This window comes from Bradyrhizobium sp. 154, from assembly GCF_023073875.1.
Classification (GTDB): Bacteria; Pseudomonadota; Alphaproteobacteria; order Rhizobiales; family Xanthobacteraceae; genus Bradyrhizobium.
Window position 1 is genome coordinate 130,788 of record NZ_JADPKG010000050.1, and the last position, 19,611, is coordinate 150,398.

At 64.4% G+C, this 19,611-nt stretch carries 19 protein-coding genes; 1 reads left to right on the forward strand and 18 read right to left on the reverse strand.

The genetic code is table 11. The annotated features are described in order from the left end of the window. The first annotated feature begins 194 nt into the window (after positions 1-194). Positions 195-620 carry a cupin domain-containing protein gene (locus tag IVA92_RS12745; protein WP_247278221.1) on the forward strand — a complete coding sequence of 142 codons (426 nt, stop codon included), beginning with the start codon at positions 195-197 and terminating at the stop codon, positions 618-620. Positions 621-690: 70 nt separating this feature from the next. Here the strand turns inward: IVA92_RS12745 and mmsB are convergent, their stop codons facing one another. From mmsB to IVA92_RS12835, 18 genes are all read right to left on the reverse strand, one after another. Beyond that, complete coding sequence (gene mmsB / locus IVA92_RS12750) at positions 691-1,881, reverse strand: multiple monosaccharide ABC transporter permease (RefSeq protein WP_247278222.1); 1,191 nt, start codon at positions 1,879-1,881, stop codon at positions 691-693. Continuing rightward, the gene (mmsA, locus tag IVA92_RS12755) at positions 1,878-3,455 is read right to left on the reverse strand and encodes a multiple monosaccharide ABC transporter ATP-binding protein (protein WP_247278223.1); all 1,578 of its coding nucleotides are present in this window, start codon (positions 3,453-3,455) and stop codon (positions 1,878-1,880) included. Before mmsA ends, mmsB begins: the two co-directional genes overlap by 4 nt. Positions 3,456-3,573: 118 nt before the next feature. Continuing rightward, positions 3,574-4,644 carry a multiple monosaccharide ABC transporter substrate-binding protein gene (gene chvE / locus IVA92_RS12760; RefSeq protein WP_247278224.1) on the reverse strand — a complete coding sequence of 357 codons (1,071 nt, stop codon included), beginning with the start codon at positions 4,642-4,644 and terminating at the stop codon, positions 3,574-3,576. A 68-nt stretch (positions 4,645-4,712) separates the two neighbouring features. Next, on the reverse strand, positions 4,713-5,591 hold the full coding sequence (locus IVA92_RS12765; protein ID WP_247278273.1) for an SMP-30/gluconolactonase/LRE family protein: 879 nt from the start codon (positions 5,589-5,591) through the stop codon (positions 4,713-4,715). Continuing rightward, on the reverse strand, positions 5,591-6,667 hold the full coding sequence (locus IVA92_RS12770; RefSeq protein WP_247278225.1) for an aldose epimerase family protein: 1,077 nt from the start codon (positions 6,665-6,667) through the stop codon (positions 5,591-5,593). The genes IVA92_RS12765 and IVA92_RS12770 overlap by 1 nt, the downstream gene beginning before the upstream one ends. 2 nt (positions 6,668-6,669) lie before the next feature. Then, a complete protein-coding gene (locus IVA92_RS12775) occupies positions 6,670-7,596 on the reverse strand; it encodes a Gfo/Idh/MocA family oxidoreductase (RefSeq protein ID WP_247278226.1) in 927 nt (308 codons plus the stop codon). Continuing rightward, positions 7,593-8,369 carry a FadR/GntR family transcriptional regulator gene (locus tag IVA92_RS12780; protein ID WP_247278227.1) on the reverse strand — a complete coding sequence of 259 codons (777 nt, stop codon included), beginning with the start codon at positions 8,367-8,369 and terminating at the stop codon, positions 7,593-7,595. Before IVA92_RS12780 ends, IVA92_RS12775 begins: the two co-directional genes overlap by 4 nt. Then, entirely contained in the window at positions 8,366-9,346 is a 981-nt protein-coding gene (gene yjfF / locus IVA92_RS12785) for a galactofuranose ABC transporter, permease protein YjfF (RefSeq protein WP_247278228.1), read from the reverse strand. The genes IVA92_RS12780 and yjfF overlap by 4 nt, the downstream gene beginning before the upstream one ends. Continuing rightward, positions 9,343-10,335 carry an ABC transporter permease gene (locus IVA92_RS12790; RefSeq protein WP_247278229.1) on the reverse strand — a complete coding sequence of 331 codons (993 nt, stop codon included), beginning with the start codon at positions 10,333-10,335 and terminating at the stop codon, positions 9,343-9,345. The genes yjfF and IVA92_RS12790 overlap by 4 nt, the downstream gene beginning before the upstream one ends. Next, the gene (locus tag IVA92_RS12795) at positions 10,332-11,876 is read right to left on the reverse strand and encodes a sugar ABC transporter ATP-binding protein (protein ID WP_247278230.1); all 1,545 of its coding nucleotides are present in this window, start codon (positions 11,874-11,876) and stop codon (positions 10,332-10,334) included. Before IVA92_RS12795 ends, IVA92_RS12790 begins: the two co-directional genes overlap by 4 nt. Positions 11,877-11,992: 116 nt before the next feature. Next, a complete protein-coding gene (gene ytfQ, locus IVA92_RS12800; protein WP_247278231.1) occupies positions 11,993-12,958 on the reverse strand; it encodes a galactofuranose ABC transporter, galactofuranose-binding protein YtfQ in 966 nt (321 codons plus the stop codon). A 365-nt stretch (positions 12,959-13,323) separates the two neighbouring features. After that, positions 13,324-14,496, reverse strand: a complete 1,173-nt coding sequence (locus IVA92_RS12805) for a fumarylacetoacetate hydrolase family protein (RefSeq protein WP_247278232.1) — start codon at positions 14,494-14,496, stop codon at positions 13,324-13,326. A gap of 109 nt (positions 14,497-14,605) precedes the next feature. After that, on the reverse strand, positions 14,606-15,664 hold the full coding sequence (locus IVA92_RS12810) for a putative sulfate exporter family transporter (RefSeq protein ID WP_247278233.1): 1,059 nt from the start codon (positions 15,662-15,664) through the stop codon (positions 14,606-14,608). A gap of 132 nt (positions 15,665-15,796) precedes the next feature. Further along, a complete protein-coding gene (locus IVA92_RS12815) occupies positions 15,797-16,015 on the reverse strand; it encodes a hypothetical protein (protein ID WP_091892324.1) in 219 nt (72 codons plus the stop codon). A 166-nt stretch (positions 16,016-16,181) separates the two neighbouring features. Then, positions 16,182-16,895, reverse strand: coding sequence for an ABC transporter ATP-binding protein (locus IVA92_RS12820; RefSeq protein ID WP_247278234.1), 714 nt, complete (start codon positions 16,893-16,895; stop codon positions 16,182-16,184). After that, a complete protein-coding gene (locus tag IVA92_RS12825; RefSeq protein WP_247278235.1) occupies positions 16,892-17,647 on the reverse strand; it encodes an ABC transporter ATP-binding protein in 756 nt (251 codons plus the stop codon). The genes IVA92_RS12820 and IVA92_RS12825 overlap by 4 nt, the downstream gene beginning before the upstream one ends. Positions 17,648-17,649: 2 nt before the next feature. After that, positions 17,650-18,669, reverse strand: coding sequence for a branched-chain amino acid ABC transporter permease (locus IVA92_RS12830; RefSeq protein ID WP_247278236.1), 1,020 nt, complete (start codon positions 18,667-18,669; stop codon positions 17,650-17,652). Next, positions 18,666-19,568 (reverse strand): branched-chain amino acid ABC transporter permease, encoded by a 903-nt coding sequence (locus tag IVA92_RS12835; protein ID WP_247278237.1) that lies wholly within the window; start codon positions 19,566-19,568, stop codon positions 18,666-18,668. The genes IVA92_RS12830 and IVA92_RS12835 overlap by 4 nt, the downstream gene beginning before the upstream one ends. Positions 19,569-19,611 lie beyond the last annotated feature (43 nt).

A 19,611-nucleotide genomic window follows, 5' to 3' on the forward strand; every position in this document is an offset into this window, starting at 1 on the left:
TCAATGCGCCACCTGCCGGTCGATCGCCGGCAACGCTTGATGTTGCCGAGGATACGCAGCCGCCGCGGCGGAACAGCGTCGGCAAGTAGGATTGCGCCAATTGCGCCACCCAGATCATGGTATCACCAGAGCGCTTTGGCTCACTGCCCGAACGCGGTAAGGTTCGCGACCGCACACGACCCAATGAGTTTGCCATGCCTGAGATCATCAATCTTGGTGCGCTGCAGCTAATCTTTCTGCGGAGCAAGGACGACACCGACGGCAGCCTCGATCTGTTCGAAATGACCCTCCAACCGAACGCGCGCATGCCGATCCCTCACTATCACGATCGCTGGGACGAAACGATCTATGGACTCAGCGGCATCTCGACCTGGCGGATCGACGGAACGGAGGTCGACGTGGCGCCGGGCGAGACCGCGTTCATCAAGCGCGGCGTCGTGCACAGCTTCACCAACCGTTCACCCCGGCCGGCGACCTGCCTGTGCACACTCACCCCCGGCGTGCTTGGCCCGCAATACTTCAAGGAAATGGCGGCCCTGCTCACCGCCGGTACACCCGATCCGGCAAAGATGAAGGAGACGATGCTGCGCTACGGATTGGTACCGGTGCTGCAGTCCTGACCGACCGCGAGAATTGGTGGGCATGGGCGCTTTGGCGCCATTTGCCCACTCTACGTTCTTCGCCGCGAGCTTACCGCCGCTGATTGTACACGTCGATGCACACCGCCCCGAGCAGCACCAGGCCCTTGATGACCTGCTGGTAGTCGATACCGATGCCGAGGATCGACATGCCGTTGTTCATCACACCCATGATCATGGCGCCGACCACGGCACCGCCGACGCGGCCCACCCCGCCATAGGCTGAGGCGCCGCCGATGAAGCAGGCGGCAATGACGTCGAGCTCGAAGCCGAGGCCGGCCTTCGGGGTCGCGGTGTTGAGGCGCGCGGCGAAGACGAGGCCGGCGAGCGCGGCGAGCACGCCCATGTTGACGAAGGTGAGGAAGGTCAGCCGCTCGGTCTTGATGCCCGACAGGCTCGCCGCCTTGGCGTTGCCGCCGACGGCATAGATCTGCCGGCCGATCACGGTGCGCCGGGTCACGAAGCCGTAGAGCGCGATCAACGCCGTCATGATGACCAGCACATTCGGCAGGCCGCGATGCGAGGCGATCAGATAGGTGAAATAGAGCACGGCGCAGGCCAAGAGAACGCTCTTGCCCAGGAAGAACGCATAAGGTTCGACCTCAATGCCATGCAATTGCTCGCGCGACCGTCCCTTGGCGCTGGCATAGACCAGGCCGAGCGCGAGCACCGCACCGATCAGCATGGAGGTCGGATGCAGCGTGCCGGCCTCCGGAAGCAGTTCAGGAATGAACCCCGACGACAATTTCTGGAAGGTCGCCGGGAACGGTCCAAGCGACTGGCCCTGCAAGACCGCGAGCGCGAGGCCCTTGAACACCAGCATGCCCGCCAAGGTGACGATGAAGGACGGGATCTTGAAATAGGCCACCCAATAGCCCTGCGCCGCGCCGATGGCGGCGCCAATCAGGAGGCAGGCAATGAAGGCGAGCGTGTAGTCGATCTTGTAGGTCACCATGAGCACGGCGGCCACCGCGCCGATGAAGCCCGCGACCGAGCCGACCGAAAGGTCGATATGGCCGGTGACGATCACCAGCAGCATGCCCAGCGCCATGATGACGATGTAGCTGTTCTGGAGCACCAGATTGGTCAGGTTGAGCGGCTGGAGCAGCGTGCCGCCAGTGACGACCTGGAAGAACAGCATGATCGCGACCAGCGAGATCAGCATGCCGTAGCTGCGCAAGTTGTTCTTGATGAAGCTGCCGTGCCGGCGCTCCTCGGGCAGCGACACCGTCTTGTCGGTCATGGCTGCGATCCTCCAATCTCCGCGGCCGCACGAGCGCCGCTCCCGTTGCTTCTCTTATTGCGCATGATGGCGCGCATGATCTTTTCCTGCGTCGCCTCGGATCCCTGGAATTCCCCGACAAAGGCGCCGTCGTTCATGACGCAGATGCGATCGCAGATGCCGAGCAGCTCGGGCATTTCCGAGGAGATCACGACGACGCCGCGACCGGCTTCCGCCAGTTCGTTGATGATACAGTAAATCTCGTACTTGGCACCGACGTCGATGCCCCGCGTCGGTTCGTCCAGGATCAGCACCTTCGGATCGGTCATCAGCCATTTCGACAGCACCACTTTCTGCTGATTGCCGCCGGAGAGCTGGCCTGTCTCCTGGTAGACGTCGGAGCAGCGGATCCGCATCCGGCTGCGGTAGTCGCTGGCGACCTTGAGCTCGGCGATGTCGTCGATCACACGGCCGGGCGCGACCTGGTCGAGGCTCGCCAGCGTGATGTTCTTGCGAACGTCGTCGGCGAGGATGAGGCCGAGCTGCTTGCGATCCTCGGTGACATAGGCAAGGCCGGCATCGATCGCGGCCGCGACGCTCGGCAGCGTCATCTCCCTGCCCTCGAGCCGGAGGCTGCCGCTGATGGTGGTGCCCCAGGAGCGGCCGAACAGGCTCATGGCGAATTCAGTGCGGCCGGCTCCCATCAGGCCGGCGATGCCCACGACCTCGCCTCGCTTGACACTGAAATTGACGTTCTTGATCACCTTCCGCTCGGGATGGACGGGATGATAGACCGACCAGTTCTCGACGGTGAGCACGGGTTCGCCGATCTTCGCGCTGCGCTCCGGAAAGCGATGGGCAAGATCGCGGTTGACCATGCTGCGGATGATGCGATCCTCCTGGATCGCCTCGGCATGGCAATCGATGCTGTCGACCGTGCGGCCGTCGCGCAGCACAGTGATGTGGTCGGCGACCCTTGCGACCTCGTTCAGCTTGTGCGAGATCAGGATCGAGCCGATACCCTGCTCGCGAAATGTCATCAGCCGTTCGAGCAGCGCGGCGCTGTCGGCCTCATTGAGGCTCGCGGTCGGCTCGTCCAGGATCAGCATCCGCACCCGTTTGGACAGCGCCTTCGCGATCTCGACCAGCTGCTGCTTGCCAACGCCGAGATCGGTGATCAGCGTATCCGGCGATTCCTTCAAGCCAACCTGCGCAAGCAGTTCCCGCGTGCGCCGGTAGACCTCGTCGCGATCGATCACCCCCAACTTCGACGGCGGATGCGACAGGAAGATGTTCTCGGCGATCGACATCAGCGGAATCAGCGCCAGCTCCTGATGGATGATGATGATGCCAAGCGCCTCGGAATCGTTGATGTCGCGGAAGCGCCGCTCCTCGCCCTCGAAGACGATGGTGCCCTCGTAGCTGCCGTGCGGATAGACCCCGCTCAGCACTTTCATCAGCGTCGACTTGCCGGCGCCGTTCTCGCCCACGAGCGCGTGGATCTGCCCGGCGTGAACCGAGAAATTGACGTCGCGCAGCGCCTGAACACCGGCAAAGCTCTTGCTGACGTTGCGCATCTCCAGCATGGCGGTCATCGGATAGTGTCCTTGGAAAGTTCACCGTCGTTCCGGGGCGCCCAAAGGGCGAACCCGGAACCTCGAGATTCCGGGTTCGATGCTTCGCATCGCCCCGGAATGACTGAGCAAGACAAGCCTACTGGAACTGCGACTTCTTGTAGTAGCCGCTGTCGACCAGCACCTTCTCCCAATTGTCCTTGTAGACCACGACCGGCTTAAGCAGATAGGACGGCACCGTCTTGACGCCGTTCTCGTAGGTCTTGGTGTCATTGACGGTGACCTGCTTGCCGGCGAGCGCCGCGTCGACCATGTCGGCCGTCACCTTGGCGAGGTCGCGGGTGTCCTTGAAGATGGTCGAATACTGGTCGCCGCGCAGCATCGCCTTGATCGAGGGCACCTCGGCGTCCTGGCCGGAGATGATGGGCATCGGCTGGTCCGCGCTGCCGTACCCGACGCCCTTCAGCGAGGAGATGATGCCGATCGAGATGCCATCATAGGGCGACAGCACGGCATTGATCTTCTTGTTGCCGTAATAGGCGCTGAGCAGATTGTCCATGCGGGCCTGCGCGGTGGCGCCATCCCAGCGCAGCGTCGCCACCTTGTCCATGCCCATCTGGCCGGAGACGACGACGAGCTTGCCGCTATCGATATAGGGCTTCAGAACGCTCATGGCGCCGTTGTAGAAGAAGTAGGCGTTGTTATCGTCGGGCGAGCCGCCGAACAGCTCGATGTTGAAGGGTCCCTTGCCTTCCTTGAGGCCGAGCCCCTGCTCGATCGACTGCGCCTGGAGCACGCCCACCTGGAAATTGTCGAAGGTCGCGTAGTAGTCGACATCCGGCGTGCCGCGGATCAGGCGGTCATAGGCGATCACGGTGATGCCCTTGGCTTTGGCCTGCTTGAGCACGTCGGACAGCGTGGTGCCGTCGATCGCGGCGATCACCAGCGCCTTCGCGCCCTTGGTCACCATGTTCTCGACCTGCGAGAGCTGGTTCGGAATGTCATCCTCGGCATATTGCAGGTCGGTGCTGTAGCCGCGCTCCTTCAGCACCTTGACCATGTTGTTGCCGTCGTCGATCCAACGCGCCGAGGATTTGGTCGGCATGGCGATGCCGACTGTCGCCTTCTGAGCAAAGGCGGCGACGCCTGTGGCCATCGTGGCAGCGCCGGCCAGCGCGAGCGCGAGGAATGTCGTCTTCAGTTTCAGCATGTTTCACTCCCTTTGGGTGTCAGACTGTTCTTTCGTTTCGAGGACAGATGTCGGTTGCTTTGGGTCTCCTATGCGAGCTTGACGTCGGGCTCCGCGCGACCGCGCGCGGACGCCTTCAGCAGAAAGGTGTGGCCTGCTTGCGGATCGGCAGCACGCGTCGCCGTGTCCATGTCCTGCCAGGCGGAGGTGACGAGGAGACGCGACAGATCGGGGCCGACGAAAGCCGGGCAACTCGCCTGCCTTGCCGGCACGCTGAGTGAGCGCAGGCGCTCGCCCTGCGGAGAGTAAACATCGATGCGGCCCGCGCCCCAGCAGGCGTTCCAGATCTGCCCGTCGGCGTCGCACACCGAGCCGTCGAGGCCGCCGATGCCGGTGTGGCGCAGCAGCACCTCCGGCTCGCCGCGCGGCAGGCCGGTCCCGGGATTGAGCGGCACGGCGTAGAGCACGGCCCGCGCGCTGTCGGCGAAATAGCCAATAGCGCCGTCCGGCGAGAAGCAGATCGAGTTGGGAATGCTGATGCGGGGGAACAGCAGCGAGATCTTGCCGCGATGAAACGCGTAGATCGCGCCCGCCTCCGGCTCCGCCTTGCGGCCCATGGTGCCGATCCAGAACGTGCCGGACTGATGCACCCGCGCGTCATTGGAGCGCGTCGTCGGATTGTGGGCTTCGAGCGGGCAGAGCAGCGTCATCGTGCCGTGAGCGAGCTCGCGGACGTAGAGGCCGTCTTCCGCGATGATCAACTGACGCTCGGCGTCGATCCTGCCGAGCGCACTCGCCATCCGGCCGAGCGCATGGACGCGGACGCCACCTCCGCCGAGCTGCGCCTCAAACAGCAGCCCTTCGCGGATGTCGAACCACCAGGCCGTGTCGGTGGTCGCGTCATAGGTTGGCCCCTCGCCGAGATGGCAAGGGTGATCCGAGAGCACAGACGTCGGCACCTCTTCCATCATGGCGTCCTCACCGAAAAGCGATAGAGCGTGTGATGGCGATAGACCTCGCCAGGTGAGAGCCGCGGGCTCGGGAAATCCGGCCGGTTCGGCGCGTCAGGCCAGATGTGCGGCTCCAGGCACATCGCGTCCGACTGCCGGACGAGCTTGCCACCCTTCCCGGAGATCGTGCCATCGAGATAATTGCCGGAATAGACCTGCAGGCCGGGCTGATCGGTGAACAACTCCATGATGCGCCCCGAGTCCGGCGCCTCCAGCCGGGCCGCGAAAGCAAGCTTGCCGTCACGCGCGAGACAGTACGTGTGATCGTAGCCTCTGCCGTTGCGCAATTGCTGATTGCTCTCGCGGATGCGCTCGCCGACCGGCCGTGCTTCGCGGAAGTCGAACGGCGTGCCGGCAACGCGACGCGGCGGCTCCGGCAGCGGAATGGCGGTGGGATCAATCGCAAGAAAATGCTCGGCGGCGACCGTCAGCTCATGATCAAGGACGGGCGTACCCGACGTCGCACCCTCCAGATTGAAGAAGCTATGGTTGGTGAGGTTGACGATCGTCGGCCGATCCGTGCGGGCCTCCATGCTCAGCGATAGCTCGGTCGGACCGGTGATGCGATAGGTCAGACGCACATCGAGCCGGCCCGGATAATTTTCTTCGCCATGCGGGCTGACATAGGTGAGCGTCACCGCGGGCTCGGCGCTCTCGTTGATCTCCGCGATCTCCCAGAGCTTGCGGTCGAAGCCATCGACGCCACCGTGCAGCGCATTAGGGCAGTTGTTGACGGCGAGCTGCACAGTCTCGCCGTCAAGCGGGAACTGCCCGTTGGCGATGCGGTTGGCGTAGCGGCCGACCGTGGCGCCGAGGAACTTTCGTTCGGCGAGATAACCGGCGAAGGCATCGTGGCCGAGCACGACATCGTCATAGCCGCCCTTAGCGTCCGGCGCGATCAACGCCTGGATCACCGCGCCGTGGGTGATGATGCGCGCTTCGAAGCCGCCCTCCCCGCGCAGCACGACGCGTTCGACCGCGCGACCATCCGGCAGTGCTCCGAAAACGTCTCTTGTGATTCGCGAGCCAGCCATTGTCAGTCCACAAATGGTTCGACGATCGACCGCTTGCCGAGCAGGAAGGCATCGGCGACGAGACGCAATGGCGCCAGGTCGACATCGCTCGCGCCGGTCGCAGCGAGATTGACGAAGCGCCGGTACAGCTCCCGATATTCCTCATCGGGCGCCTCGGCAATGGTCTTGCCGTCGATCGCCATCCGCCTGCCGCCACCGGACAGCGTCAACCGGCCCTGATCGGTTTCCACGAGGATATCCCAGCTCTGCGGCCCGGTCTGGCGGAAGTCGAATTCGGCACTGACGGCCAGGCCGTCGATATCGGTCAGCGTCAGGTTCGCCGCGATCGGTGCCTGGCAGTTGGCCGGAAAGGCCAACTCGGCCGCGGTGACGAACACGGGTTGCGGGAGGATTTTGGTCAGGATCGACAGCGCATTGATGCCGGGATCGAACACGCCGAGGCCGCCCGGCTCCCAGATCCAGCCCTGCCCGGGATGCCAGACGCGGACGTCTTCCTTCCAGCTGATGTGCACGGAGGCGATGCGGCGCTCGGCGAGCCATTGCCGCGCCGGCTCGACGGCCGGCGCGTAGCGCGAATGCCAGGTTGCAAACAACGTCCGCTTCGCCTCCGCTGCCATCGCGATCAGCGGATCGAGCTCGGCGACGCCGGTGCCGGGCGGCTTCTCCAGCATGACATGCTTGCCGGCGGCGAGCGCCGCGGCCGCCTGGGCGCGGCGCACCTGCGGCGGCGTGCAGAGCGACACTGCGTCGATCGGCGGCCCCTTCTCCAGCAATTCCTCGATGGTGGCGAAATGCGGCAGCCCCGGTAGCGAGGCGTTGCGGCTGGCGACAGCCGCGAGCGTCGCATCCGGTGTCGCGGCGATTGCATCGAGGTGCTGGTCGCGCGCGATCTTGCCGAAGCCAACAATGGCGATGCGAAGTTCGGTCACGCTTGCTCTCCAGTATTCGCAGATGGCAGCGGATCCGCCGGCGCGGCCTCGATCACAGTGTGTTCGTGCCGGCTCATGCCGTTGTGAATGACGTAGACCATCGCCTCCGAGGCGCCGTCAGCATCGCCTGCCGCAATGGCATCGACGATCTTTTGATGCCAGAGCAGCACGGTGTCGCGGTCCTCCGGCGCGACCGGGGCGCTCAGCAGGAACGAGGCGCGCAGCGCTGCCTCGATGACATGCCCGATCGAGCGCATGAACAGATTGCCGGAGGCGCGCGCCACCCCAACATGGAGCGCGAGGTCGGCATCGGCAAAGCCGACGGAGTCCGACGCTTCAAGCCGCATGCGATCCATGCAGCGACGGAGCTCAGCGACGTCGTCTTCGGACCGGTGCATAGCTGCGAGAACGGCGGCGCGCGGCTCGACGGCGAGACGGATCTCGGCGAGGTCGTTGAGGAAGCGCTTGTCGATGCCGGCGTCCAGATGCCAGGCCAGCACGTCGGCGTCGAACATGTTCCAGGCGCCGCGCTCGCGCACGACGGTGCCGACGCGCGCCTTGGTGGTGAGCAGCCCCTTGGCTACCAGCGTCTTGACGCTCTCGCGCAGGACCGGCCGCGACACGCCGAACATCGCGATCATCTCGGCGTCACCGGGCAGCCGCGTCCCCTCCGCATAGCGGCCAGCGATGATATCGACGCCGATCGAGCGGGCCACCTCCGCATGATTGGAGTGGGCCCGCCGCGTCGGGATGACGACGATGCGCGAGGTCATGAGGTTGCTCCTGCACTCTTCCTCACCGGCCGTCGTGCCAGCGCGACCAGTCCCTGCTGCAAGGCGATGAAGGCGAACAGCAGAATGCCGGTCGCGATCTTGGTCCACCAGCTCGACAGCGTGCCGTCGAAATTGATGTAGGTCTGAATCAAGCCCTGGATCAGCACGCCGAGGAAGGTGCCGATCACCGATCCCTGGCCGCCCGTGAGCAGCGTGCCGCCGATCACGACGGCCGCGATGGTATCCAGCTCGACGCCGACCGCGGAGAGCGAATAGCCGGCGCTGGTGTAGAAGGAGAAGACAATGCCGGCGATGCCAGCGAGCAGGCTCGACAGCATGTAGATCTTCACCGTCATCTTGCCGACCGCAACGCCCATCAGGCTCGCGGTGGCCCGGCTGCCGCCGAGCGCATAGACATTGGCGCCGAACCGGGTGAGATGCAGCAGCAGGGCGCCGCCGATCACGATCACCAGCATGATGATCGCGATGGCCGTCAGCCGTCCGCCGCCGGGCATCCGCAGCGCGAAGTCCGACACGGTCGAGTAGACCGGCGCTGTGATCGGCACCGATTCCGTCGAGAGCAGGAAGCTCGCACCGCGCGCGAGGAACATGCCGGCGAGCGTGACGATGAAGGGCGGCAGGTCGAAGACATGGATCACGGCACCCATTGCAGCCCCGAACCCTGCCGAAAGCAGGAGGATGGCGGTGAAAGCGACCAGCGGCGGCACGCCCCAGCGCTCGATAGCCAGCGCCACGAACACGGTCGTGAAACCGATCACCGAGCCGACCGAAAGATCGATGCCGCCGGAGATGATGACGAAGGTCATGCCGGTCGCGACGATGCCGAGAAAGGCGTTGTCGGTGAGGAGATTGCCGACCACGCGGGTTGAGGCAATGTTGGGGAATTGCATCGCGCAGAGCGCAAAGCCGGCGACCAGCACGATGGCGGTGATGAGGACGGGCGGCAGGCCTTTCATGCTTTGGACCTCCGCAGTCGCGCGGCTGTCCCGGCAATGCCGGCGAATTTCGGCGATTGCAGCAAGAGCACCGCGAGCACCACCACCGCCTTGACCAGCAAATTGAACTCCGGCGGATAGCCGGACAATAAGATGCCGGTGTTCATGGTTTGGATGATCAGCGCACCCAACACGGCCAGTACCAGGCTGAAGCGGCCGCCGAACAGCGAGGTGCCGCCGATCACGACCGCGAGGATGGCGTCGAGCTCGAGCCAGAGGCCGGCATTGTTGGCATCCGCACCCATGATATCAGCGGCTGCAATCACGCCGGCGAGCGCGGCACAGACGCCGCACCAGACATAGACCGACAATATCATGGCGCGCGTGCCGACGCCGGCGAGCTCGCTCGCCCGCGCATTGCCACCGGTCGCCTCGATCAGCAGCCCCAGCGCCGAGCCGCGCACCACCGCGCCGGTGAGGATCAGCATGCCCAAGGCGATCGCGACCGGCACCGGCAGGCCGAGCACAGCGCCATTGCCGAGCCACACCAAATCGGGCGAGGAGAAAGTTACGATGCGCCCCTCGGTAATCAGCTGGGCGATGCCGCGGCCCGCCACCATCAGGATCAGCGTCGCCACGATCGGCTGCATGCCGAGCACGGCGACGAGGAAGCCGTTCCAGAGGCCGCAGACGAGTCCGGCACCAAGCGCAGCCCCCAGCACGATGGGCAGACCATGGCTGTCGGCGAGGCTCGCCGCAATCGCGCCCGAGATCGCCATGACCGCGCCAACCGACAAATCGATGCCGCGCGTGGCGATCACCAGCACCATACCGAGCGAGAGCAGCGCCACCGGCGTGCCGCGGTTGAGCACGTCGATCAGGCTGCCGAACAGCCGGCCGTCCTGAAGACGCAGGTCGAAGAATTGCGGCGACACCACGCGATCGACCGCCAGGATAACAATCAACGCGAGGATCTGGGCAAGGCCGCGGCGCGGCAACAGCGCTGTCATGCCCGCCCCTCATGCGCGATCGCGGCGCCATCGGCGGCGATGGCCGCGAGAATGTTGCCGACGTCGATCGCCTCGCCCGCGAGCTCCTCGACATGGGCGCGGTCGCGCAGCACCACGACGCGGTCGGAATAGGTCACGATCTCATCGAGCTCAGAGGAGATCACGAGCAGTGCCAGCCCGTCGTCGCAGAGTTCACGGATCAGGCGGATGATCTCGGCATGCGCGCCGACATCGATGCCGCGGGTCGGCTCGTCCAGCACCAGCAGGCGCGGCGAGGTCGCAAGCCAGCGCGCCAGCAGCACTTTCTGCTGATTGCCGCCGGAGAGCAGGCCGACCGGGCGTTCGGCATCTGCCGGGCGGATGTCGAGCATCTTGACGTAACGACGTGCGATCTCGTCCTGCTCGCGGCGCGACAGCGGCCGATGCAGCCCGCGCTTGGCCTGGAGCGCGAGCACGATGTTCTCGCGCACGCTGAGCTCGGCGACGATACCGTCGGTCTTGCGCTCCTCCGGGCAATAGCCAAAGCCGTGGCGGACACCGTCGCGCGGCGACTGGAGCCGCACCGGTGCGCCCTCCACCTTCGCCTGGCCGCGATCGGCGCGTTCGGCACCGAACACCAGCCGCGCCGTCTCGGTCCGGCCCGAGCCGAGCAGGCCGGCGAGACCAACGACCTCACCATGGCGCAGCTCGAGATTGAACGGCGCGACGTAGCCGGCTTTGCCGTAATTCTCGAAGCTCGCGCAGATCTCGCGCGCTCTGTGCTCAGTGGCAGACGCCCGCGCGCTGGTGGTCTCGGCCAGCTCGCGGCCGAGCATCATCCGGATCAATTCCAGCCGCGGCAGCGAAGCGGTTTCGCGCTCGCCGACCAGGCGACCGTTGCGCAAGACGGTGACGCGGTCAGAAATCTCGTAGACCTGGTCCAGGAAGTGGCTGACAAAGACGATACCGATGCCACGTTTGGCGAGCTGGCGCATGATGCCGAAAAGGATGTCGACCTCGTGGCGGTCCAGGCTCGCGGTCGGCTCGTCCAGGATCAGCACGCGCGCGGAGAGATCGACGGCCCGCGCGATCGCGGTGACGTGTTGCACGGCGACAGAATAGCTGCCGAGCGGCGCGGCGACATCGATGTCGAGGCCAAAGTCCGCCAGCAAGGCGTTGGCGCGGCGACGCATCTCGCCCTCGCGGACAATGCCGAAACGCATCGGCTGGCGGTCGAGAAACAGATTTTGCGCCACCGAGAGGTTCGGCAGCAGGTTGACTTCCTGGTAGACGGTGGCGATGCCGGCCTGAAGCGCCGCCTTGGCCGAGCGCGGCGCGACCTCTTCACCGCCGAGCCTGACGATGCCGGTATCGCGCGGGAACACGCCGGTCACCGCCTTGATCAGCGTGGATTTGCCGGCGCCGTTCTCGCCGAGCAGCGCATGGATCTCGCCGGCGCGAAGCGTGAAGTCGACCTCCTGCAACGCTCGCACAGCACCGAAGCTTTTGCTGATCCCGCGCACCTCCACAAGGGCCGGAGCAGGATCGGGGCTGTTTTCCATGACAACGTCACTCCCGGCAATGCCCGCTAACAATGCGGTCACCCAGCCTATTCGTTCGCGCAGCAGATTCGAAGGGCGCGGTCGGACCGCAAGACGCGGTCCGACCGGCATCCGCCTCAGTAACCGAGGCCCTTCTTGCTGTCGTAGATCTTCTGCGGATCGTCGGCGGCGGTATAGAGCTTGGATTCGGTCTGGATCCACTTCGGCGGAACCGTGCCCTTGTCCTTGAACGCCGCAATCGCATCGAGCGCGGGGCCGGCCATGTTCGGCGTCAGCTCGACAGTCGCATTGGCCTCGCCGGCGGCCATCGCCTTGAAGATGTCGGGGACCGCATCGATGGAGACGGTGAGGATCTCCTTGCCGGGCTTGAGCCCGGCTTCCTTCATCGCCTGGATCGCGCCGACCATCATGTCATCATTATGCGCGTAGACCGCGCAGATCGACTTGCCGCCGCCTTCGGCCTTGATGAAGCTCTCCATCACCTCCTTGCCCTTGGCGCGGGTGAAGTCGCCGGTCTGGCTGCGCACCACCTTCAGGTTCGCATGCTTGGCGATGGCGGTGTCGAAACCCTTCTTGCGGTTGGCGGCGACGCTCGCGCCGACCGTGCCCTGCAATTCGACGATGTTGCAGGCTTTCGTCCCCACAGTCTTGGCCAGCCAGTCGCCGGCCACCTCGCCTTCGTGCACGCTGTCGGAGGTGACAGCGGTGAGATAAAGATCCTTGCCCGAGGGATCGATGTCACGGTCGAGCAGCACGACCGGGATCTTGGCCTCCTTGGCTTCCTTCAACACCGAATCCCAGCCCGTCGAGACGACAGGCGCAAGGAAGATCGCATCGACATTCTGCGCGATGAAGGAGCGGATCGCCTTGATCTGGTTCTCCTGCTTCTGCTGCGCGTCGGCGATCTTGAGATTGACCTTTCGCTTGGCGGCTTCCTGCTTGGAGACCGAGGTCTCGGCCGCGCGCCAGCCGGATTCCGACCCGATCTGCGAGAAGCCGATGGTGAGCTCGGCGGCATTCGCCGGCAGGGCGAGCAGCAACGCGGTCGTGGCGCTGGCCGCAAAGAGGGCTTTGAGGGTCATCAGGCGTGTCTCCTAAGATGTTTATTTGGGGGCGCCGATTGGTAGCATGGCACCCGCAGGCCAGCCTTCGAGCCGGCGACAGGCACTATTTCACGGAAACCCAGCGCCGTATAGTCATATTATTTTACTATTGAGGTGAAAGGAGGAGGGATGCGGGCTTCGCGCAGACGACACGCTCAGCGGGATTTTGTTCCGGCGATACAACGGGAAGATGAAGGAAATTATACGGCTCGGCTGCCGCCGCCGGGCTGGTGCGGACCATCCACGCCTGACCCAGCGGGACAAAGGACGTGGATGCCCGGGACAAGCCCGGGCATGACGACCTTCTGCAAATTCGCTTATGCGAAATTGAAAACGCAGGGACGCTAAATCAGCTTCCGCTGCGCCAGGTTCTTCATCAGCGCACCGATTCCAAACGTCCACGGCTCGCACTCGTCGCTGGTGCGCATGCGGTTGACGAGCTTGCCGAGCTGGGGCGCGGCGATCGTGACGATGTCATCGCGCTTGTGGGTGAAGCCCTGTCCCGGCGCATCCCGGTCCTCGACGGGAGCGAACATCGTGCCGAGGAACAGCACGAAACCATCTGGATATTGATGCACCTTGCCGATGGTCTGTTCGACGAGATCTGTCGGATCGCGGCTGATCTTGCTGATCGAGGAATGGCCGTTGAGGACGAAACCGTCCTGTCCCTTGACGTTCAGACTTATGTCCAGCTTGCGCGCATCGTCGAGCGAGAACGTATCGTCGAACAGGCGCAGCAGCGGGCCGATCGCGCAGGAGGCGTTGTTGTCCTTGGCCTTCGACAATAGCAGCGCCGAGCGGCCCTCGAAGTCACGCAGGTTCACGTCGTTACCGAGCGCGCCGCCGACGATTTTGCCGCGGCTCGAGACGAACAGCACAAGCTCCGGCTCGGGGTTGTTCCAGGTCGATTTCGGATGCAGGCCCGCATCCATGCCGGTGCCGACCGACGACAATGTCGGCGCCTTGGTGAAGACCTCGGCATCAGGACCGATGCCGACCTCGAGATACTGGCTCCAGGCGTTCTGGTCGATCAGCACCTGCTTCAGATGCATCGCCTGGTCGGAGCCGGGCTTGAGCTTCGAAAGATCATCGCCGATCAGGCGCGTCACTTCTTTGCGGATCGCTTCGGCCGAAGCCGGATTGCCCTTGGCGCGCTCCTCGATCACGCGCTCCAGCATCGAGATCGCAAAGGTGACGCCGGCGGCTTTCAGAGTCTGGAGGTCGACGGGGGCAAGCAGCCACGGTTTTTGAGGATCGCGCTGGTCCGGCGGCGTATTGGTGACGATCGCCTCGAGATCGCCGATCCTCTCACCCTTGGCCGCCCTAAGCGCGTTGGCTGGATCGTCCGCTTCGCAAAGCGTACTGATGGTGGGAAACTCTGCGGTAACATCGAAGACGCCGTCATCACGTATAGCGACGACGGCGGGGCCATTCACCTGCGGGAGCCAGACGCGGCCGGCCAGCGTTCCCCGCGTACCGTCCTCGGGGAGAAGGTCTTTAACCGTCAATGTCGTCATGGCCGCGTCCTCGCTGTTTTCGGATCGGCCGCGTTGAACGCTGGCCGGTCACATTAGCGAAGACCAATAAACGTCTGGCGCGGGATGTCCAGAGAGGCGGCACGCGCTGTCACTTGAACCAATGCACCAGTGCAATGCTGATGCCAAGCAACAGCATCAGCGACAGCGTCACGGCTGCTGTCACCCTGCCCCCGACATTCGCCAACACGCGCACGTCGACGCCGAGGCCGAGGGCCGCCATGGAGACCACGGTGAGAAAGGCGGTGATCTTCGTCACCGGTCCGACCACCGTGGCCGGCACGATCTCCAGGGAGCGCAGGGTCGCCAGCGCGAGGAAGCCGAGGATGAACCACGGCACAAGCCGAAAGAAGCCGACATTGGTCTTCTTGGCATCGCTATGCCAGCGCGAGGCAACCAGCGAGAGGCCGACGACGACCGGCCCAAGCATCAATACGCGCATCAATTTCACGAGCGTGCCGATTTGCGTGGAGACGAGTCCGGCCGGCACCGTCGCCGCCAGCACCTGCGGGACCGCATAAACGGTCAGGCCGGCGAGAATGCCATATTGAGTGGCCGATAATTGCAGAAGCGGAATCAACAGCGGCAGGCCCAGCACCATCATCACGCCCAGGATGGCAGTGAAGGAGATGGAGGATGCGATCTCGTCGTTGTTGGCACCGATGATCGGCGCCACAGCCGCAATCGCCGAATTGCCGCAGATCGAGTTGCCGCAGGCGATCAGGATCGACAGCCGTGTCGACAGTCCGAGCATGCGGCTGAGCCCGAAGGAGACGCAGAGCGCGATCACGACGACGGCCGCGATTGACGCGAGCAGCGCGATGCCCGAGGCGGCAATGGCGGCGAAACTGATGGAGGCCCCCAACAGCATGACCGCGACTTCGAGGAGCTGTTTGGCGCTGAAGGCGATGCCGGCCTGCCAACGCGGCGCGGGCTTCCAGAAGCTGCGCAAGGCCATCCCGAGCAGGATCGCCATCACCAGCGCCTCGACATAAGGATGCTCGAAGACGCCGAGTTCCGCCCGCTCGAGCAGGGCCGAGACACCGGCGACTAGAACGCAGAGGAGAATGCCGGGAATCAGTGCCGCAATACGGCTCGCGGCGGTGGCCGGTTTGGCATCGGCCGGGCTGGATGCTTGATTCTGCGACACAAATCTCTCCCAGAGGAGAAAGATTTATACGCAGCGCGCTTCCGTTGGGGAATAAGCTTTCGACATATCAGGCCCGAGGGAAGTTCTATCCTCAGCCCGGAATATTCTATCCTCAGCCCGAAATAATCGACCCTAGAAGATCAGGCTCTTGGCCAGCGAAGCGACGCGGCTGAAGCCGTCATAGATGCCGGGCTCGAAGAAGGCAGCGCGGGCAAGCACGATACCCGCAACCAGCGACCAGAACAGACCGGTGCCGGCCCGCAGCAGGAGCTTTGACGTACGCGACCGCGGCTGGGTGTCCGTCGCGGACACCAATTGCTCGCCGAAGGGTTCAAATCCGGTACGTTCCATGGCTCTGGCCAACCCATCAAATTCTGATGGGAATGTCGTCTTTTCGGCCCCAAACGGCAATGGAAGCGATTGGCGTTTTTGCCCTCCGGAGGAAAAACTCCTTCCGTTCGATAACCCCGGCACAATAGTTTTCTTCTTCGGCCTATTGAGACACTGGCGGTCCGGCCTACAGGGCCAGATACCTGCGCCGGATCGCCTCATTGGCCTTCAGCTCGTCGATTCCGGCGGCATAGACGATCTGGCCCTTGTCGATGATCGTGGCGTGGCTCGCCAGCCCCAGGCAGAAATGCATGTTCTGCTCGGCGATCAGCACCGTCGATCCGAGCGAACGGAGCTGCCGCAACAATTCACCGATCCGCTGCACGATGATCGGCGCGAGGCCCTCGCTCGGCTCGTCGAGCAGCAGGAGCGCGGGATTGCCCATCAGCGTGCGCGCGATCGCGAGCATCTGCTGCTCGCCGCCCGAGAGACGTCCGGCGATGCGATTGCGCAGCGGCTCCAGAAGCGGAAAGACCTCGTAGATGCGTTTGATCGGCCACTCGTCCTGGCCCTGCGGTCCCTTCTTCCTCCCGATGACGAGATTGTCCTCGACCGTGTGCTCCGGAAAGATCTGGCGGTCCTCCGGCACGAAGCCGAGGCCGGCGCGCGCGATGGTGTGCGGCTTCAGGCCCGAGATCACCGCGCCGCGCAGGTTGACCCTGCCCCTCCGCGGCGGCGCCAGCCCCATGATCGCCTTCATAGTCGTCGATTTGCCGGCGCCATTGCGGCCCAAGAGCGCCATGGTCTCGCCTTGCCGCACCGACAGGTTGACGCCGAACAGGATCTGGCTGGTGCCGTAATAGACGTCGAGATCGGCGACTTCGATGACGGCTGCGTTCATGCCGCAGCTCCCGCATGCTCGGTGCCCAGATAGGCCTCGATCACCGCGCTGTTGCTCCGGATCTCGTCGGGCGTGCCGGTGGCCAGGATGCGGCCGTAGCAAAGCACGACGATTTTTGGCGCGATCTTGAACACGATGTCCATGTCGTGCTCGATGAAGACGACCGTAATTTTCTGCGTCTCCCAGAGCTCACGCACCTTGTCGATCATGCGCCAGCGCTCCTCCGGGCCCATCCCGGCGGTTGGCTCGTCCAGCAGCAGCACCTTTGGATCGAGCACCAGCGCGAGCGCGATGTCGAGCAGCTTCTGATCGCCGTGCGAGAGCGTCGCGGCGGTGCGATGGCGTTTGCCGGCGAGGCCCAGCAGCTCCATCACATGCTCAGCACGGTCGCGCATCTCCGGCAGCGGAAAGCGCTTGTGCAGCACCGCCGAGGTGCGCTGGTCGGCACTGACGGCGGCAAGCATGGTCTCCTGCACCGTGAGCGATTTGAAGATGCTGGCAACCTGGAAGGCGCGGCCGATACCGTGGCGCACGATCTCCGGTGGCGAGCGGCCGGCGAGATCGACGCCGTCGAGCAGCACCTGGCCGGAATCCGGCCTCAAGGCGCCGGTGATCAGGTTGAAGAAGGTGCTCTTGCCGGCGCCGTTCGGGCCGATTACCGCGGTCAGCGAGCCGTCCGGAAAGTCGAGCGAGACGTCGTTGGTCGCCTTCACGCCGCCGAACGATTTTGCGAGGTTGCAGATCTCGAGCATCGCTAGCGCCCCTCGCCTGCGTCGCGCCGCTGCGCAAACCATTCGGCGGCGAAATCCAGGAGACCTTTGCGCAGGCCCAGCGCGAAGAACAGGATGACGACGCCAAGCACGATGCCGTGATACTCGGTGAAACGTGTGACGGTATCGTTGAGCAGAAGCAGCAGCACGGTGCCGACCATCGGCCCGAGGAAGGTCGACACACCGCCGAGCATGTTGATGAAAATGCCCTCGCCCGAGATCGTCCAATAGGCGAATTCCGGATAGGCGCCGGACACGAACAGCGCCATCACCATGCCGCCCATCGACGCGAACAAAGCCGCCAGCACGAACACGGTGAGCTTGGCGCGCCAGACGTCGATGCCAAGGAAGCTCGCGCGCGCGGCGTTGTCGCGGATCATGCGCAACGTGTAGCCGAACGGTGATTGCGCGATCTGGCGCATCGCGAGCAGGCCAAGGATCAGCAGCGCGCAGCTCGCGACATAGAGATGGACGTGGTTGGCAAGGTCAATGCCGAGGAACGGCGGCCGCGGAATGCCGCCGCGCAGACCCTGGTCGCCGCCGGTGAAGGAGGCCCAGGACAATATGGTCGAGTGGATCAGCATCTGGAATGCGAGCGTCACGAAGGCGAAGTAAATCTCCTTCAGCCGCACGCAGATGGCGCCGATGATCGCGGAGACTATTGCGGTGATCGCCAGCGTCGCGACGAAGGCGACGGGAATCGGCACGCCGAGCTTCTGCATGATGAGGCCAAAACTGTAGGCGCCAAGCCCGAAGAACATGCCGTGGCCGAACGAAGTCAGGCCGGTATAGCCGACCAGCAGATTGAGCGACGTCGCAAACAGGCCGTAGGCCGAGCAGCGGATGACGAAATCGAGCAGCGCCTTGCTGCCGGTGAAGAGCGGCAGGCTCGCCAGCACGGCAAGGGCGATCAGCGCGATCAGGACGTCACGGTAGCGCCGCAGTACGGCACCGCTGCGCACCGGCGCCAGCGTTTCGGCGCGACCGGCCTCGAGCTCGGTCATGCCGCCTCCCTGCCGAACAGGCCGGTAGGTTTGGAGACCAGCACGATCACCATGAAAAGATACATCAGGCCTTCCGTAAACAGGGGAAAGCCGAGCGAGCCGAACGAGCGGATCAGCCCGAGCAGCAGCGCGCCGATCAGCGCGCCCAGGATCGAGCCCATGCCGCCGATCACGGTGACGATGAAGGACTCGATCAGCACGGAAAATCCCATGCCCGGCGTCAGCGACCGCACAGGAGCCGCCAGCGCGCCGGCAAGACCCGCCAGCATGCCGCCGAGCGCGAACACGCCGCCATAGATCAGGCCGGTGTTGATGCCGAGCGCCGAGACCATGCCGGGATTGTGCGCGGCCGCGCGGATCACCTTGCCGATGCGGCTGCGCGACAATCCGATGCCGAGCACGACGGCCGCAAGAAGCGCGACACCGATCAGCAACAGATAATAAGGCGGCACCACGCCACCGGCGATGAATAGCGGCATCACCTGGAACGCGGACGGCATGCCCATCGATTTGAACTCCGGTCCCCAGATGATGCGCACGACATCGTCGAAGATCAGCACGAAGGCATAGCAGACGAGCAGCTGCATCAGCACGTCGGCGCCGTAGACGCGGCTCATGAAGACGCGCTCGAAGATCAGGCCGAGGATCGCGGTGCCGGCCGCGCCCGCCAGCATGGCGAGCGCAAAACTGCCGGTGAGCTGATAGGCCGTCATCGCGAAGTAGGCGCCGAACATGTAGAAGGCGCCGTGGCTGAAATTGACGACCTTGAGCACACCGAAGATCAGGGTCAGCCCGACCGCGACGAGAAACAGAAGCATGCCGATGATGAGGCCGCTGGTGGTTTGCGTCACCAAGCAGGCGGAGCTGGCGAGGCAGCCGGCGAGCGCGTCGAGATCCACGAGAGCACTTTCATTGCGGCGCGCCTGACACGGCGCGGAAAAC

Excerpts from the sequence above, each read along its gene's own strand:
- mmsA (WP_247278223.1), bottom strand. The coding sequence starts at position 3,455 with ATGACCGCCATGCTGGAGATGCGCAACGTCAGCAAGAGCTTTGCCGGT.
- IVA92_RS12825 (WP_247278235.1), bottom strand. The coding sequence starts at position 17,647 with ATGCTCGAGATCTGCAACCTCGCAAAATCGTTCGGCGGCGTGAAGGCG.
- mmsB (WP_247278222.1), bottom strand. The coding sequence starts at position 1,881 with ATGACCGACAAGACGGTGTCGCTGCCCGAGGAGCGCCGGCACGGCAGC.
- IVA92_RS12805 (WP_247278232.1), bottom strand. The coding sequence starts at position 14,496 with ATGACGACATTGACGGTTAAAGACCTTCTCCCCGAGGACGGTACGCGG.
- IVA92_RS12770 (WP_247278225.1), bottom strand. The coding sequence starts at position 6,667 with ATGGCTGGCTCGCGAATCACAAGAGACGTTTTCGGAGCACTGCCGGAT.
- ytfQ (WP_247278231.1), bottom strand. The coding sequence starts at position 12,958 with ATGACCCTCAAAGCCCTCTTTGCGGCCAGCGCCACGACCGCGTTGCTG.
- IVA92_RS12815 (WP_091892324.1), bottom strand. The coding sequence starts at position 16,015 with ATGGAACGTACCGGATTTGAACCCTTCGGCGAGCAATTGGTGTCCGCG.
- IVA92_RS12830 (WP_247278236.1), bottom strand. The coding sequence starts at position 18,669 with ATGACCGAGCTCGAGGCCGGTCGCGCCGAAACGCTGGCGCCGGTGCGC.
- IVA92_RS12745 (WP_247278221.1), top strand. The coding sequence starts at position 195 with ATGCCTGAGATCATCAATCTTGGTGCGCTGCAGCTAATCTTTCTGCGG.
- chvE (WP_247278224.1), bottom strand. The coding sequence starts at position 4,644 with ATGCTGAAACTGAAGACGACATTCCTCGCGCTCGCGCTGGCCGGCGCT.
- IVA92_RS12820 (WP_247278234.1), bottom strand. The coding sequence starts at position 16,895 with ATGAACGCAGCCGTCATCGAAGTCGCCGATCTCGACGTCTATTACGGC.
- IVA92_RS12790 (WP_247278229.1), bottom strand. The coding sequence starts at position 10,335 with ATGACAGCGCTGTTGCCGCGCCGCGGCCTTGCCCAGATCCTCGCGTTG.
- IVA92_RS12765 (WP_247278273.1), bottom strand. The coding sequence starts at position 5,591 with ATGGAAGAGGTGCCGACGTCTGTGCTCTCGGATCACCCTTGCCATCTC.
- yjfF (WP_247278228.1), bottom strand. The coding sequence starts at position 9,346 with ATGAAAGGCCTGCCGCCCGTCCTCATCACCGCCATCGTGCTGGTCGCC.
- IVA92_RS12795 (WP_247278230.1), bottom strand. The coding sequence starts at position 11,876 with ATGGAAAACAGCCCCGATCCTGCTCCGGCCCTTGTGGAGGTGCGCGGG.
- IVA92_RS12780 (WP_247278227.1), bottom strand. The coding sequence starts at position 8,369 with ATGACCTCGCGCATCGTCGTCATCCCGACGCGGCGGGCCCACTCCAAT.